This window comes from Perspicuibacillus lycopersici (assembly GCF_025660475.1).
Taxonomy (GTDB): Bacteria; Bacillota; Bacilli; order Bacillales; family Caldibacillaceae; genus Perspicuibacillus; species Perspicuibacillus lycopersici.
Genome location: NZ_JAOUSF010000002.1, coordinates 343857 through 358951 on the forward strand (window position 1 = coordinate 343857; position 15095 = coordinate 358951).

Below are 15095 nucleotides of genomic sequence, written 5' to 3' on the forward strand. Positions count from 1 at the left end.
CAAAAGCTCAGTCCTCAAAAATATACATATACGCTAGTTTTCTAGTTTGTTACCACTCTGCAATCGTTCCATCCTTATGCCGCCAAACCGGATTTTTCCAGTTATGACCAATTTCTGCTTGCTTTCTAACAAACGCTTCATTAATTACCACACCGAGTCCTGGTCCCTTTGGAATTTCAACAAACCCGTCTTTATATTCAAATACCGTTGGGTCCTCGAGGTAATCGAGTAAATCATTTCCTCGATTATAATGAATGCCAAGACTTTGCTCTTGAATGAACACATTGTGGCTAACTGCATCCACTTGTAAACAAGCAGCGAGCGCAATCGGACCTAATGGACAATGTGGTGCAACTGCAACATCATAAGCCTCTGCCATCGCAAAAATTTTTCGGCATTCGGTTATCCCGCCCGCATGGGAAAGATCTGGCTGAATGATTGCAATCGAACCGCTTGCTAGTGCATCCTTAAAGTCCCAGCGTGAAAACATTCGCTCGCCTGTTGCAATTGGAATTGTCGTTGCTTGGGCGATTTCCTTTAATGCTTCGTTATTTTCCGGTAGGACTGGTTCTTCAATAAACATTGGCCGATATACTTGTAGTTCATGGGCTAATATTTTTGCCATTGGTTTATGTACTCGACCGTGAAAATCGATGCCAATTCCAAAATCATCACCAACCGCTTCCCGAACAGCAGCAACCCTTTCGAGCACCATATCGATTTTTTTATAGGAATCGATATACTGCAATTCCTCTGTTGCATTCATTTTCACTGCTAAAAACCCTGCTGCTTTCCGCTCACTAGCTTCCTCGCCAACTTCACTTGGGCGATCGCCGCCTATCCAGGAGTATACTTTTACAGAATCCCGACATGCACCACCAAGTAATTCATACACCGGTGCATCGTAGTATTTCCCTTTAATATCCCAAAGTGCTTGATCAATTCCAGCAATCGCACTCATTAAAATTGGACCGCCACGATAAAAACCAGATCGGTACATCATTTGCCAATGATCTTCAATTCGTAATGGATTTTTCCCGATTAATTGCTCCCCTAGCTCTTCCACTGCAGCTTTAACGGTTCTTGCCTTTCCTTCCACAATCGGCTCACCCCAGCCAACAATCCCTTCATCGGTTGCAATTTTTACAAACAACCATCTTGGTGGTACGATAAAGCATTCTAAACTCGTTATTTTCAACACTTGTCACCTCATTTGTTTTATCAATCAAATGGATTTGAAATTAACTTTTTGCTTACTTTGCTTGTGAGGAATGCGATCTTACGGATTTTGGCTCGCGTTTTTGTTTGCTTTCCGTTTGATACTAACTGTCTATCGGATTTGGGCTCGCGTTTTTGCTTGCTTTCCTTTTGATAGCCTTTATCTATCGGATTTTGGATCGCGTTTTTGCTCGCTTTCCGTTTGATAGCCTTTATCTAGAGGATTGTGGCTCGCATTTTTGCTCGCTTTCCGTTTGATAGCTTTTATCTTACGGATTTTGGATCGACTTCCTGCTCACTTTCCGTTTGATACTATCTGTCTATCGGATTTGGGATCGACTTTTTGCTTGCTTTCCTTTTGATAGACTTTATCTTACGGATTTTGGATCGCGTTTTTGCTCGCTTTCCTTTTGATAGCCTTTATCTAGAGGATTTTGGATCGACTTCCTGCTCACTTTCCGTTTGATACTATCTGTCTATCGGATTTTGGCTCGCGTTTTTGCTCGCTTTCCGTTTGATAGCCTTTATCTAACGGATTTTAGCTCGCGTTTTTTCTTACTTTCCGTTTGATACTATCTGTCTATCGGATTTGGGATCGACTTCTTGCTTGCTTTCCTTTTGATACTATCTATCTATCGGATTTTGGCTCGCGTTTTTGCTTACTTTCCGTTTGATACTATCTATCTAACGGATTTCCCACCAATCCCTTGCTTGCTTTCCTTTTACTACCCTTTATCTAACGGATTTCCTGCTCACTTACCTGTTATCATTAAATCCCCTATCATTTTCGCACCGATTACAGTCGAGTGCTCGACTTGTTCATCTGTAGCTTCGATTATTTTTCCGGCAAATAGTTCTGAGAATACTGTTGTGAAAGCAGTACGCAAAGGGTTGCCTCCGCCAATGACTAGCCAATCAAACTGGGACAGGTCTACCCTACTTATTAATGCGGCAATATCCGCTCCGATTAATGCTCCGACAAAGTAGTTGGTTCGCTCGGTTTCATCGGCCGGTAAAAATAGGTGCATTAATCGTACATGATAGAGTGCACGGGTAAGTCCATGTACCTGTGCTGCTTTCACTCCCATCAGTAAAAACTTCTTTTCCACTGTTGAGAGCAAGTCTTTGTTAAGGGAATCACGCAAAATCGTGTCCGTTCCTAAAACACTGATTGCTTCGCCACAAAGGGTGGATAAACAGGAGGTGATCGTTCTATCGTCGACCATGACAAATTTCGTATGGGATCCTGGTAGGACCATCATCCCCTTCCCATGCAAACGTAATTGCTCAAGCAGCCCAAATGTTTCCACTTCTTCTCCACGCATCACGTCCAGTTGGTCGATGTTCTCCAGTTGCTCCTCGGCTGTAGCAGTAAGCTTATTTTTCATTCCTGGAATGTATATGCATGGAATGTTCATGAGCTGCGGAGAAATATCTAGTTTCGCACCTTTTGCAAAATCTCCTAGATTAGCAGGTCCACACACATAAGGTACTTCATAGAGTCCGAGATTAGATGTAATCATACCAGAGGCAACGATATATTTTACCTCCTGCTGCTTACAATGGTTGCGTACGAATAATTCCTTCATTCCCTCTCGTAATGCATCGGAAAGCAGTTCTTTTCTGCCATCAATCGCGATATTTTTAATACCGACATTTTTCTTCACAACATCTACTACCCGACTATTCGCATCCACTAGCCGTATTCGTGAATTGGTTGTACCCGAATCGATCATGATAATATACATAGTTTTTTCTCCCAGCTATTGATTGATCTTTCTTTTTCCAGCGGAAACAAATTGTTGCGCTCGTTCCTGGATTTCTTGAAATTTTTTTTGCTGGATTAATGCTTCGCTTACGAGTGAAGAACCAATGCCAATTGCAAAACTGCCACAGACAACAAACTCGTCGATATTAGTCAAATCAACCCCGCCAACTGGAATATATTTCACCTTTGGTAGGGGACCCTTCAAGTCGTTAATGTACTGGGCACCAACAGACCTTATTGGAAAAATTTTTACAGCAGGTGCTCCAAGCGTACAGGCTTTGATAATTTCGGTTGCTGTGAACACGCCAGGAAAAAACGGGACTTGCTGTTCTGTTGCTACTTGCAGAGCTCCTTCATCCAAATTCGGTGATAATAAAAATGCTGCACCTGCTTGTATCGCTTGTTTCGCATCTACGGCATTAACAACAGTGCCTACGCCAACTAGCATGTCAGGGTAGTTTGCTTGAATCCTTTTGATTCCTTTTAGTGCATTCGGCGTATTCATTGTAATTTCGATTAAACGAATACCGCCAGTATAGAGCGCTTCGACAACAGAATCTAAATCTTGGAGCGATTCACTTCGAATAATCGAAATGATTTTCTCCTCCTTTATTCGCTGTAATATTTTCTCCACACGCATCTCCTCGTTTTAAAAAGAATCGGTGTTTCACGTGAGGATGTTAACTTTTCCAAAGCATCTTCGAAAAATATATTCTCACGTGGAACACCTTTATTTTTTATTTACACAAGCTGCGAAGTTTTCGGTTGTTCTAATTCACTTTTGCTTAATGCAACTGGCTCATATTGATTTTTCACATATGGCTTCAGCCGGACGCTAAACGTAAATGGTACTGGTTTTAATTTATATTTTTCTAATACATCTGGTCCACAGCTTGCCGAGCCAAGGCCATGCTGTGCGTAATCTAGATTTACGACAAGATAATCGCGTTTTTCTAATTCATACGTATGGTTCGCCGCTTCAAAATCCGTTGCTTCATAATAATGGGCACTAAAATCAAAGGTTGGTCGTCCTGCTGCAAAAAGTCCGACATTATTTAACGCATGAAATGCAGCCCATTTTACCTCATGGCGATTTCCGTTCTCCTGTGGAAATACATAAGGAGTGTACAATTCAGACACTTTACGATTCCAAATGCCTAGACGTTGGGCTAGCTTACTATCTACATAGGATTCGCCTGGACCTAGTCCATACCAGGAGACGTTTTCCATTGTTTTTGGAAGCTTCAGTTTTAACCCGATTCTAGGAAGTGTATCTGGCAAGTCACCTTTTGGCGTGCCAGCTACCGAAAGTACTACGTCCCCACTGCCATAGACAGTATAGCTATAGGTAGCGTCTATACTCCATGCTAAAATTGGAGGTGCAATACGTGCCTTGACCTGTACCTCGATTTTCTTTTTATCCGTTGAAACCGAATAATTTACGTCCTCGATCCGTTGCTGCAGTGCGTCGACACCAAACTTTTTCCACATGTCACGGGATGCACTTGCATCGGTATATCCGCTCTTTAGACGGTCATTGTCTGTCGGTGCCCGCCAAAAGTGAAGCTTTGGTCCTTCTTCCAAAACGGAAGCACCATCTGCTATCCAGGAGTCTATCGTTCCATAAATTTTATTAAAGGCAAGCTGGAAGTTATGTCCGATAATGGTTAGATTTGTATCATCCTCTTTTGTTTGCATTTCATAGAGTGGTAGATTTTTTCCTGCAGCTGTATTTGCTTGAACTGGCAATACAAATTGTGCCCAAGCTACTTCAAATCCTGCTTTTGACCAACTAGTATCATTTTTTTGCACAAAGCTAATCGTTAATAAATAATCGGTGTTGGCAACTATTTTTTTCGGTAGGGTAAACGGAATTTGTACTTCCTTTTCAGCTCCCGCTTCCACTCCTTCCATTGCAAGCGTACCATTCTCGATTACACGTCCATCACATTCAACCGACCAAGTGAGATGCAGGTGATCAAGTGTAATAAAGTCATATTTGTTAACAATCTTCACCGTTCCTTTTTCCAAATTGACTGCCGTTACTTGAACAGGCTCGATGACCTTCTTGTATTCCAATAAAGCAGGCGATGGGATGCGATCTGGTGAGACTAATCCATCAATGACAAAATTTCCATCATGTGGGTGCTCTCCAAAATCGCCACCATAGGCAAAATATTCGTCACCATTTTCGGCTGTTTGGCGAATGCCGTGATCTAGCCATTCCCATACAAATCCACCTTGTAAGCGGGGATGCTTATAAAACGTTTCCCAATATTCCTTGAAGCCACCTGGACCATTTCCCATCGCATGGGCATATTCACACATAATATGTGGTTTTTGTAAATCTTCCCTTGCACCTAATTGATCCATAATTTCCACCGGTGTATACATTGTTGTATGGACATCTGATACAAATGGATCCTTTGGATGGTTATTGCTTTCCCGCATTAATTCGCGGCATTCTCCCTCATAATGAAGCAAGCGGGTTGGATCCTTTTGCTTTGCCCACTGTCCCATTGCGACATGATTGCGACCAAATCCTGATTCATTTCCGAGTGACCAAAGAATAATCGATGGATGATTTTTATCTCGCTCCACCATCCGTTTCATACGGTCCACATAAGCATCCTCCCATGCTGGGTCGTCACTAATTTGGTGAGGATTGCCGGTAAAAATAAAGCCATGGCACTCTAAGTCTGCCTCATCAATAACATAGAGGCCATATTCATCACAAAGTGCATAAAAGCGCGGATCATTTGGATAGTGAGAGGTGCGCACAGCATTGATATTATGCTCCTTCATTAATTGAACATCCTTCACCATCCACTCATACGGCACCGCTCTTCCGAAATCAGGATGATGATCATGCCGGTTTACCCCTTTAATCATTACCGCAACCCCATTCACTAATAGCTGCCCAGCCTTTAGCTCGACACTACGGAAGCCAACCTTTGTTGGAATCACTTCCAGTACGTGACCATCCGCATTTTTCAAGGTTAACAGCAAGTGATAAAGATATGGATTTTCTGCTGACCATTTTTCTGGATTTGCAATAGGTAAATCGAGATCAACCTTTGTTTCAGCTTCACCTGAAACAAATAGATTCTCTTCAACTTTGAAAGCTACTTCCTCCAATAAATGATTCAATAGCTTCACTTCAAGTTGCAGACTTTCCTTTGCTGCACTGCTACCATTAAAGATTTTTGTTTCCACCTGTAATGTTGCGTCACGATAATTTTCGTCCAAAAGCGTTTTGACAAAATAATCGCGAACCTGTACATTCGGACGTGCTAATAAATACACATCTCGAAAAATTCCGCTTAACCACCACATATCTTGATCTTCTATGTAGCTAAATACTGACCATTGATACACCTGTACCGCAATATGATTTTTCCCCTCTTGAATAAACGGGGTAATATCAAATTCACTCGGTAAACGACTGCCCGCACTATACCCTACTTCCTGCCCATTGACCCAAATTTGAAAGGCGCTATCTACTCCTTCAAAGCGAAGCGTAATTTGTTGATTTCGCCATTCAGCTGGAATATAAAATTCTCTCCGATAAATTGCGGTTGGATTTTCCGTCGGTACATGCGGGGGATCCACTGGAAATGGAAATTTCACATTTGTATAATGTGGTTTTCCGTAACCATTCATTTGCCAGTTAGACGGAACGACAAGTTCATCCCAATCATCGGTTGCACAGTCCTGAAAATCACTCGGTACTGCATACGGATTTTCTGCATAGTAAAACTTCCAAACCCCGTTTAATAGCTGCAAGCCACTGACATTGCTCCGATCATAAGTCAAGGCTGCATCCTCTGTTTTGTATGGTAAAAAATACGCTCGATCCTGTAAGCGATTTTTTTGTAATACGGAAAGATCTTCCCAAATTCGTGTTTCCTTTTGCATACATTGCCCTCCTTTTTTTTATAAAAAAACGATAGTTCCCTGGAAAAAGGGTAGAATTCCTACCCTTTGACCGAGCCGCCAAAAATTCCGGAAACGAAATGCTTTTGGAATAGCAAAAATAAAATTAACATTGGTAGTAAGCCAATGACAGCTGCCACCATTACTTGACCATATTGAACAACTTGACCTGGCTGCACCATCATCGATAGCATCAATGGCAATGTATAGAGTTCCTTTGATGATACGACAACAAGTGGCCAAATAAAGTTACCCCATTGCTGCATAAAGGTAACAATTCCTAATGCGGCACAGGCTGGCTTCATTGTTGGCAACACGATTCGGAAAAAGATGCCGAAATCATTACAGCCATCTATACGTGCCGCTTCAATTAAGTCATCTGGAAAACTAATCATTTGCTGACGCATGAGAAATACACCAAATGGCGTTACTAAATGCGGAATGATCAATGCATAATACGTGTCAATCCAGTCCAAATTCATCATCGTAATGAACATTGGCACAAGCATGACCTGGGTTGGTACCATCATAATTAATAGAACAGAAGAAAATAACAGCTCTCGTCCTTTAAACTTATATTTTGCAAAAGCATATCCTGCCAAAGCAGCAAACAAAATCGTTGTGATTGTCGTTATACCGGAGACGATAATACTATTGAGTAGTGCACGCCAAATCGGCCAATTATCCATTAAATTCGATAGGTTGTTAAATAAATTTCCGTCCGGAATTAGCTTCGGTGGTACTTTAAAAATATCGGACTCCCCTAATGTCGAGGCAGTAAACATCCAATAGAAGGGGAAAACCGAGATGGTAATGCCAATCAGTACAAAAATATACAACAATAATTTGTTAAAGCTCCTGCGACTGTTCATGTTAGATTTCCCCTCCTTTTGATAATTTGATTTGGAAGTACGATAGCACTCCAATAATGGTTGTCACCACATAAGCACCTGCAGAGGCTAAACCAAAATCAAACGAGCCAAATGCTTTATCATACAAATATAAAATAACGGTCGTTGTTTCTCCTCTTGGTCCACCACCAGTTAAATTAAACGGCTCTGCAAATAGCTGTAATGTACCAATTGTCGAGATAATCGCACAAAAGAGAATGACTGGCTTCAGCATTGGAATGGTGATTTTAAAAAATGTCGTAAGCTTGCCTGCGCCGTCAATGCTGGCAGATTCATATAAATCCTTTGGCACGGATTGGAGACCGGAAAGAATAATAATCGCGTTATAACCAGTCCAGCGCCAGGTAACGGCACAAATGATTAAAATTTTTGCCCAAGTACCATCGGAAAACCATTTAATTGGACCAATGCCGATGCCACCTAGTGCTTGATTGATCATGCCGTATGTTTCATTAAATAACAGCGAAAATACTAAGGAATACGTAACTAAATCAATCAATACTGGGAGGAAAAATCCTAAACGAATCGCCCCTTTAAAGCGAAGACTTTTCGAATTAATGACAGTGGCAACTAATGTCGCTAATGTCAGCATGATTGGAACTTGAATACATAAAATCAATGCCGTTGTTCCAAGCGAATCCCAAAAGATGGGATCCGCAAATAATTTTTTATAGTTTTCTAAGCCGACAAATGTGGTTGTACCTGCACGCCATTGGCCGAAGCTCAAGACGAACGAATAGATCATCGGATACAGCATGAATACGGCAAAGATTAAAAAATATGGTGTGATAAAAACGTACGGACTTAAATTAAGTAAGCGAAATTTCTTTTTTTGTTTCGGCTGCTTCGGAGCTAGTTCTGGACTTTTTTCGATTTGCGTTTGCATCACCTTACCACTTCCTTATGACGAATAAATTTGAACCTTACTGTCCACTAATTTCAAGTCCGGTATCTCGAGCTGCTGTCTCTTCTGCTGCTTTAAATGCTTCTACTGTGTCTTTCCCTTCGAGAATATCGTTCATTGCTCCAATTAAAGCGCTATTCACATCTAAGAAATGTGCACCATAATCAATTGGTGGGATATCCGTAGACAATTGGCCGAAAAATTCCGATAGGGCAACACCAAAATAGTCATCCACTGCTTTAAAGTTTTCTGTTTCGTAATACGGCTGCCAGGAAGGGAATAGACCATATTTCATTTGCACATCTTCGCCTTCATTTGTCATTAATGTATATTCCATAAATGCCCAAGCTAGTTCTGGATTTTCTGATTGTGTTGTAATTGCAAGAACAGAACCACCGGAATGGGATTGGTTTGGACCGCCTTCCGTAAATGCTGGCATTGGCATTAATCCCCATTTACCTTTTTGATCTGCCGCTTGGTTTTTAATTGTCCCTGCATACCAAACTGGATAGATCGTTGTCGCTACTTGATTGTTAACAAAAGTCCGGATACGGTCATCCCATGTTGGCGCATCTAACACAATTCCTGCATCGACAATCTTTTTAAACATTTCCGCTGACTGAATCGATTCATCGGAAGCAAATTTTATTTTGCCGTCCTCGTCATAATATTGACCACCTAACTGATTCAGCATCATCCGGTACAATTCCACGACATCGTCAGAATTTAAGCTGAGCGAAACCATGCTGACCCCTTCATTTGCTTCTTGAATCTTCAATCCTGCTTCAATATATTTATCCCAAGTCGTAATGCTTGCTGGATCTACCCCTGCATTTTCAAAAAAGTCTTTGCGGTAATAAACTGCTACTGGCCCTAAATCCCAAGGTAGTGCCATAATTTTTCCATCCGAATCCTTTGTTAAATTTAATGCAACTTCTGCAAACTCATTGGCATGGTCACCAAGGCGATCGGTAAGATCCACAAATTGCCCTTCAAATACTTCCATAAAGTTTGGAAAATCACGTTGTTGCACTTGAACAATATCTGGTGCCCCTTTTCCTGAGGTTAATGGTGGTGTAATACTGTTATAATCACTTGTGACATACTCGATGTTGATTTTTGTATTTGGATATTTTTTCATAAAACCTTCCGCTGTTTCCGTTAAAGCATCTGCCGCTGTATTCCAGCTAGCAACTGTGATTTCTCCTGACAACTCTTCATCTGGAGCTTCTGCAGATAATGCATCAACCCCTGCTGAAGACTTTCCACCGGAGCAAGCGCTTAAAATGAACATCATTGCAGTTAACAAAACAAATGCTTTCCAAAAATGCTTTTTCATTTTTTTATACCCCCAAAATTTTTTATCTTCCATACCTTTGCGTAAACCCATAGATAACAACAGTGAAAACACCCATCACCTCCTTAAAAAAGTAGAATAATAGATTTTTTAAAACGCTTACAATCAATGGTTAGTTATTTTGATAATGTCCTAAGCTGGAAGATATTTGATTAGCACAATAGATGACTTTTTTTGCAATAGGTTCAATCATAGAGGTAGGGAAGCGATAAATAGGTGCTGTAATACTGATACCTGCTATCACTCTGTTTTCGTGGTTGAATATTGGGGCTGCTACACATCGAATACCAAGCTCATGCTCTTGATTATCGATGGAATAACCCCTGAGCTGAATATCCTGCAAATGCTGTTGTAATTCTTCTTTAGATGTTATGGTGTATTCTGTATATTTTTTAAAGCTTTCTTTTTCCATGATTCTATTTTTATCACAATCTGGTAAATAGGCTAAAATGGCTTTCCCCACACCAGTACAATAAAATGGCGCTCTTCTTCCAATTCGTGAATACATTCGAATCGAATGTGGACTTTCCATCTTATCGATATAAACGAGCTCATCATTTTCCACTACAACTAAATGGATGGTTTCCTTTATTTCATGGGCAACTTCATCGAGATATGGCCTTGCTACCGCTCGAATATCCAGGCTATTTAAAATCACATCACTGAACTCGACTAATTTTAGCCCTAATAAGTATTTGCTTGTTTGTACATCCTGCTTCACAAATCCGAATTTCTCTAATGATTGGATTAGGCGATGAACCGTGCTCTTTGAAATTGCTAGGTCACGAGCAATCTCTGTAATACCTAACCCACTTAAATTTTCCTTCAACAGTTCTAGTATGGTTAAAGCCCGTTCAACTGATTGTACGGAGGATTTCTCTTGTTTAATAATGGATCACCTCCCTTTCCCGTTGTTTCGTGTTCCTTATTACGGAATATTGTTCCAATATCGGAATGAATACCTACAGTATAGCAAAAATGTAAGCGCTGTCAATTGTAAAGTCAGAAAAAATAATATTTATTGAAAAATGAGTATTTATTCACATATTTAAGTTTGGAATGATAGAAATGAGTTTGTAGACCTATTTCGATGGAAGCTATTTTGGTAGTAGGGGTAGGTTATGTTCACTCTTGTTTTGGGTTATTGGAGAGATTTTCGTTAGTTTCTTCCATATTTACCAACTAGATAGAAATTTTAAAATAAAACTATATAATTAATTTTGTAAATATTTTCGTGTGCGAGGTGAATTTACTATAAATACTTTACGTTTTTGGAGATTATTAAAAAAAGGCTAATGTAGTCTGTTAGAAAAGGTTGTTAGAATTTTTATAGTTGATATTCTCTTACATACAAAAAAAGAAACAGAAATGATTCGTTTCTTTTTAGCCTTTTATTTTCCTCCCCCGTATTTATACGACTACCTATCATTTCCACCTTTAATTCACGATGTAGTAGTAAAAATGATGTCCTCAAATACGTCAGGTTTTATTGATGTAATTTTCGTTTCGATAACTGGTCCTGTATGAATATGGATAAAGCTAGCTTCCAGTTGTAAAATAATGGAAGTTAAATATTGGCTGTCCCCATTAGTAAATCCGTATCCACTCACATGTTTAATTTCTTGTTTTTGAGGAAAATAGCTTGATCCCGATATAATATGTTTTTGATATGGGGCATCTATCGATTCATATGCAAGCGGTTCGGGAGTCTCTTGCTCCTTCACTATTAGTAAATCGTCTCCTTCCATAGTTTCCAGCCAATCTAGCTTCCAATACTTTATTTCATTTGTTTTGGAGTTCCTAATCTCTAAAACTGGCTCATCTGATATGAGAATTTGTTTATTCTCATATTGGTGTATACTTAATTGTTTGGCATAAATTCCTATTAACAAAGAATCTTTAATAGATTTAAACCTTTCCCATTCTTTTTCCAAATTACTCCCCCCAATCGGTTATTGTTTGTTCTTTATGTATGATAAATATTATTAAAATAACCAAATTTATCTTTTGATAGCCATTAAATACTAAAATCCCTGCCTATCATTTTTTGAATATAGAACTTTACACTGAGATTCTCTATACGTTATATTTTATACTAATTATTCGGAGTTTTAAATAGAAAATATACTAAAAATCCATGTCGTATGATTACTATACGCTTATTCTTGGAAAAAAAGGCATCCGCTTCACTCGTACAAGTAAGCACGAATGGGCAGATACCTTTTTATTTTGACTGTTATCGTTAAGATTTAATTCCGGCTAGCAATTTCTAGTATCTCTAACATCCGATTCGGATCAAATGTAATCGTTACTCCTGTTACTTCCCGAAGTACTGCTTGGTCTAATGTCCAAAGTGGAACAAAGACGTCAAATTCTTTATTTGCTTGGATTCCATATGTTTGATAGAATACGGATCCAATACTATTCCCCTTGATTTCTACATTCACCCCATCTAATACTTCTAAGTCTTTCACTTTCAGTATTAAATAATTTGATTCTGTTAGGTTTATCGCTTTTGCAAAAGTATATTCTACTTTTCCGGCAGTAACCATGCTAAATCCGCCATCGATAACGCCTTGTTCAGAAGCTTCCCGAATACCAAAGCCATTCGTTGTCCCTACTAATCGCTGATGATCTCTCACAAATTCATGATACAGTGGTTTTTCCGTCTTCCGATCCATTCGGAGCATCCCCATTGTTTGGTAAAAACGATTATGATTTACATACCAGTCAAAGGCAGTCCAATAGTCGATTGCGGCAATATAGCCATTTTCGTTGCGCTCGCCTTGTGGGGTGACGGTTGCCTTTTCTATTAATGCCATTTGTACATCGCGATAGATTTCGACTTGTTTTTCTAAGAAACTATCATCCGCATTACTCCAAATGCCGTACTCGGTATTAATAATTGGTTTTTCTGGCCATCTTTCATGTGCCTGTTCAATGAAATTCCGGGTTCCTTCATATGGCGTACTGCCATGGAAAATTCCGAAGTACATTGTCCAGCCTGCCACGTCTAGTGGTTCCATCGATTCATCATAATAACCAGGCTGATCTGCTGCTGCACTTTGCGTAATAAGGCGACCATCATTATACGTCGTTTTTAGCTCTGTTGCTAAATTTTCATTATAGGCTTTCCGTAGCATAACATCGCTTGATTCATTTTGTGTGCTCCACATAATAATCGATGGGCGATTGTAATTAGAAAATACCATTTCTCTCCACATTTGATAAGAAATTTTTCTTTCTTCCTGTGCCTGATAATGACCAGTTTCAAATTGCCATAACGGTATTTCACTCATTGCTGTAAGACCAAGACGATCAAGCATAATAAAAGTATATACATGGTTTGGATAATGCGCGGTACGTACCATGTTTACCGACAAGTCGCGTATTTTCAAGAAATCGCTCTTAATTCGATCCCATGAAGCCGTTCTACCGAAGCCTGGCCACTCTTCATGACGAGCAACACCAGCTAAAAATACTGGTTTCTCGTTTAACAAAATATTTGCATCCTTTGCTTCCAACGTACGAATACCAAATTGAGAAGTAAAGCGATCCAACACTTGTTCCTCTTGAATGAGGGTTGCTTCAAAAACATATAGATTTGGTTCGCGAATGCTCCAAAGCTTTGGATTTGGAATGGTAACAGGAATCGTTAGCACCCGAATCTCCCCTGCTGCTAGCTCGATGTTCTGATCTTCCCAACCTAGCACATCAATTTCTTGCTGACAAATACTCTTCGCAGACGGTTCCGCTAACCAATTGTCGGAAGTAAAATCTGTATCAAAAATACTTCCTTTTAATAAAAAGGATTGTGCAGTACTTGTGCGATTTTCCAATACAACCGAAATAATAACCTCTCCAGTTGTATTTTGCGGAATGATATCTGTCCGAACAACCTGTATTCCATCCGTTGCTTCTAGGAAAATATCATGAATCACACCTGTATAGTTAAAAAAGTCATTATCCTGTGCTGGAACAATGTCATACCTAGATTTCCATGGTGGGTTGTCCACACGAATTACAATCGAGTTATCTCCCGGTTGAAGAAAATCTGTAATATCAAATGCAAATGGCGTATAGCCACCTTCATGGTAACCAACGTATTTGCCATTAATCCAAAAATCCCCTACATAGGACACTGCTAAACATTTTAACGAGATTACTTTTCCTTCCCAATCCGCTCCTAATTGGAAGGTTTTCCGATACCAGACACCATCCTCGTAAGTTTCTGCTCCACCAACTTCTTCTTTCCCATTCAGTTGGTTCTCTGGTAATGGAAGGCTATGTGTATCCCAGTTGCTATCATCAAATCCCGGTGCGGTTATTCCTGCAGCCGCTTTTTCCGTTTCTTGAATCCATTGCTCATCGCGAATAGTTAATGACCAATCATGATCTGCTGCAAAACGTTTTTTCTTCCAAGCACCCGCAAGCGACAATACTTGACGATTTTGCGGTTCAAAAGAGGGATAAGCAATCCCGTTTTGAAAAGGAACAATTTTTCCATCGATTTCTTTTAATTGTAAGGATGATGGCAGACTTCCCACTTTATATTCTCTCGATTGCGTCTTCACTTCTGTCATTATTTAGAAACCACCAATCTTCTAGTTTTATTTTGTGTGATTGAATGCCTTTTTTTCAAAAAAAAGGGATTACTGTGTATTTATAATCATTTATTATGGCTGTTTTCGCATATTGTGCTTTTTTCTAAAAAGACCACAGACTGAAAACACTCCGCTTTCCTGCGGGCGCGCGGGAGTCTTCTTGTTTTCAGTCTGCTCAGCGTTTCGTTTAATAAATATATCTTATGAAATAACAACAATCCTTTAGAAAACAGCCTTTATTATTTATTTGTTTTGTTAGAGAATGTGGTCGGGAGGCTTCTGCCGTGTTATTCTCGAAAAACCCCACCAGCTCCCGAAATCGCTCCTAAGTCAAGCAACAACTGCACAGCCACATACTTATTTCTCTATTTTGACTCCATCCAATCATCCAAGCAGT

At 39.8% G+C, this 15095-nt stretch carries 10 protein-coding genes; all 10 read right to left on the minus strand.

Features of this window, described 5'->3' with window-relative positions:
* Positions 1–49 precede the first annotated feature (49 nt).
* The 10 genes from dgoD to OEV98_RS05795 all read right to left on the minus strand — a co-directional run bounded on the left by dgoD (position 50) and on the right by OEV98_RS05795 (position 14677).
* A complete protein-coding gene (dgoD, locus tag OEV98_RS05750; protein WP_263072261.1) occupies positions 50–1198 on the minus strand; it encodes a galactonate dehydratase in 1149 nt (382 codons plus the stop codon).
* Positions 1199–1970: 772 nt separating this feature from the next.
* A complete protein-coding gene (locus OEV98_RS05755; RefSeq protein WP_263072262.1) occupies positions 1971–2966 on the minus strand; it encodes a 2-dehydro-3-deoxygalactonokinase in 996 nt (331 codons plus the stop codon).
* 15 nt (positions 2967–2981) lie between these two features.
* Entirely contained in the window at positions 2982–3620 is a 639-nt protein-coding gene (locus tag OEV98_RS05760; RefSeq protein ID WP_263072263.1) for a bifunctional 4-hydroxy-2-oxoglutarate aldolase/2-dehydro-3-deoxy-phosphogluconate aldolase, read from the minus strand.
* Between the two features lie 107 nt (positions 3621–3727).
* The gene (locus OEV98_RS05765) at positions 3728–6904 is read right to left on the minus strand and encodes a glycoside hydrolase family 2 TIM barrel-domain containing protein (RefSeq protein WP_263072264.1); all 3177 of its coding nucleotides are present in this window, start codon (positions 6902–6904) and stop codon (positions 3728–3730) included.
* Positions 6905–6963: 59 nt separating this feature from the next.
* Positions 6964–7794, minus strand: coding sequence for a carbohydrate ABC transporter permease (locus tag OEV98_RS05770; protein ID WP_263072265.1), 831 nt, complete (start codon positions 7792–7794; stop codon positions 6964–6966).
* A gap of 1 nt (position 7795) precedes the next feature.
* Positions 7796–8719 (minus strand): carbohydrate ABC transporter permease, encoded by a 924-nt coding sequence (locus tag OEV98_RS05775; RefSeq protein WP_263072266.1) that lies wholly within the window; start codon positions 8717–8719, stop codon positions 7796–7798.
* Between the two features lie 37 nt (positions 8720–8756).
* Positions 8757–10076, minus strand: a complete 1320-nt coding sequence (locus tag OEV98_RS05780) for an ABC transporter substrate-binding protein (RefSeq protein ID WP_263072267.1) — start codon at positions 10074–10076, stop codon at positions 8757–8759.
* A gap of 130 nt (positions 10077–10206) precedes the next feature.
* The gene (locus OEV98_RS05785; protein WP_317633795.1) at positions 10207–10986 is read right to left on the minus strand and encodes an IclR family transcriptional regulator; all 780 of its coding nucleotides are present in this window, start codon (positions 10984–10986) and stop codon (positions 10207–10209) included.
* A gap of 550 nt (positions 10987–11536) precedes the next feature.
* A complete protein-coding gene (locus tag OEV98_RS05790; protein ID WP_263072268.1) occupies positions 11537–12028 on the minus strand; it encodes a hypothetical protein in 492 nt (163 codons plus the stop codon).
* 315 nt (positions 12029–12343) lie between these two features.
* Complete coding sequence (locus tag OEV98_RS05795) at positions 12344–14677, minus strand: glycoside hydrolase family 2 protein (protein ID WP_263072269.1); 2334 nt, start codon at positions 14675–14677, stop codon at positions 12344–12346.
* Between the last annotated feature and the right edge of the window lie 418 nt (positions 14678–15095).